The following is a 1,554-nucleotide window of genomic DNA, read 5'->3' as shown; positions in this document are numbered from 1 at the left end:
TATGTCCCGAATTCTCAGTTCAAGGATCAGATCGCCGTCGCGCTGATTGGTTCAATACGATTTAGGAAACAACGCCGTCTGCTCCCGCTAAGTGGAGCGTTATATTTCACGGAAGGTGTGCGTTGAAAAAAGGATTGGTTTTATTTTTCATTATTATAGTAATCGGTTTTTCGTTTTTGAACACGTCAGGAAATTCTTTAGAATTAATGACGGAACATCAAAAAGAGACTTTAGAAAACTTGCGTAGTTTTAACTCCAATACAACTAGTGATGAAATTTCACAGATGTTTGGTAACCCCATAAAAAGCACACTTGCTGATACAACTATTTCATGGGAAATAGAGCAAGAGGGTAAGGTTACGAGAGTGAAAGCTTATTATCTAACTGGAGAGTTAAATAAGATCCAATTTTTATCGTTAGATCCGTTTTGGGGATATACACTTTATTACTCAGGAAAAGGTGTAAAAAGTGAAATATAACAAGGCATTAAAGCAGGACAAAAAACAGTTGGTTTTGTTCATGCTTCACAAGTATAACCAACAATTTTTAGCCTCTTAACGGGGCGTTAGAAGTATCAAAGGATTGATTAAGCATCAATGTATTCATTTACCGTATTTAAGATCGCAGCCAAGACCTCATTCATGCACATATCTTGGCTTGTATGTTTAATAGGAACTCCAATAATCTATTTCAGAGATGGGTTAGGCTTATTAGCGAAGACTGGTTTACTTGTTGGGCTACTTATATTTTTCTGGTTACTATATTTGGGATTATGTTTTTTGTTTCATCGTTACAGTCTTCGCAAACCTGAAACTAAGAGTGTCTTTATTAATCAAGATGATATTTCAAAGGGTAAAGAAATAGGTTCTTACCTAGAGGGTTGGTAGTAAAATACTTCTAACAAGTCGTTAAAGCAGGACAAATAAGAGTTGGCTTTTGCTCCTGCGTCGCTTATTTTAGCCAACATATTATTTGCCTCTTAACGAGGCGTTAGTTGCCTATGGAGTTTCAGTTGCACTTTGATGAATTAAAATCGATTATCGATACTGAAAATGACCAAGAATTAAGTCTTACTTCTAATTCTTGGGAAATTATTAAAAACTCTAATTCAGAACTGAATAATTGGTTATCTGAAGATCAATTTGGCCTCATTTTTTCAAATATTTCTGAATCTAAACATTGCGAAACGGTGTTCGTATTTGAGACCTTTGAACGTAAATATAAACACTCTGGTTTAACTAAAAGGTTAACTGAACAGCTAAATTTAAAATGGTCTGAATTTGATAAATTCCAATGCTCTACTGAAATTTTATATTTCTATATGGTTCCAAAAAGTTTAAATTGGGTTCTATACGCTAACAGAGACTTTTGGCAATTCGCAAAGAGCAACTAACAAGGCGCTAAAGCAGGACGTAAAACGCATGGTTTGCGTTCGTGCCTCACAAATTATAACCATGCATTTTTAGCCTCTTAGCGGGGCGTTATATGTAAAGGAGAGTATGGTGGAGTTTTGGAGTGCATTTGGTGTTTTCTTTTTCTTTTTGATTATGGAAA

General features: G+C 35.1%; 2 protein-coding genes. Both read left to right on the top strand.

Features of this window, described 5'->3' with window-relative positions:
• The first annotated feature begins 122 nt into the window (after positions 1-122).
• The gene (locus tag Q0796_RS18025; protein WP_298445872.1) at positions 123-479 is read left to right on the top strand and encodes a hypothetical protein; all 357 of its coding nucleotides are present in this window, start codon (positions 123-125) and stop codon (positions 477-479) included.
• A 533-nt stretch (positions 480-1,012) separates the two neighbouring features.
• Complete coding sequence (locus Q0796_RS18020) at positions 1,013-1,393, top strand: hypothetical protein (RefSeq protein ID WP_298445869.1); 381 nt, start codon at positions 1,013-1,015, stop codon at positions 1,391-1,393.
• Positions 1,394-1,554: the final 161 nt, after the last annotated feature.

Source organism: uncultured Ferrimonas sp., from assembly GCF_947489035.1.
Lineage (GTDB): Bacteria > Pseudomonadota > Gammaproteobacteria > Enterobacterales > Shewanellaceae > Ferrimonas.
This window is presented reverse-complemented; position numbering and strand designations above follow the sequence as displayed.